This window comes from Bacillus cereus group sp. BfR-BA-01381 (genome assembly GCF_022663555.1).
GTDB classification, from domain to species: domain Bacteria; phylum Bacillota; class Bacilli; order Bacillales; family Bacillaceae_G; genus Bacillus_A; species Bacillus_A pacificus.
Window position 1 is genome coordinate 1 of the sequence record NZ_JAKUFR010000268.1, and the last position, 313, is coordinate 313.

The window sequence follows — 313 nt, forward strand, 5'->3', positions numbered from 1 at the left end:
ATGGTGACCGTGCTGGTGGCCTTGATGTGTTTGATAAAGAACAGCTTGCGGATGAATGTGGTGTTGACCGTGGTGATGTACTTGTTGTTGGTGATGATGACCGTGTTGACCTTGGTGGTGGTGTACATGGTGGCCGTGTTGGCCTTGGTGATGGTGATGACCATGATGACCGTGCTGTCCTTGGTGATGGTGATGACCATGATGACCGTGCTGACCTTGGTGATGATGATGTACATGGTGACCGTGTTGGCCTTGGTGATGGTGATGTACATGATGACCATGAACAGCTTGCGGATAACCACCTACTCCGCCT

At 51.1% G+C, this 313-nt stretch carries 1 pseudogene; it reads right to left on the bottom strand.

Features of this window, described 5'->3' with window-relative positions:
* Nucleotides 1-313 (bottom strand): annotated as a pseudogene (locus MR079_RS28635) (hypothetical protein); the annotation flags it as partial.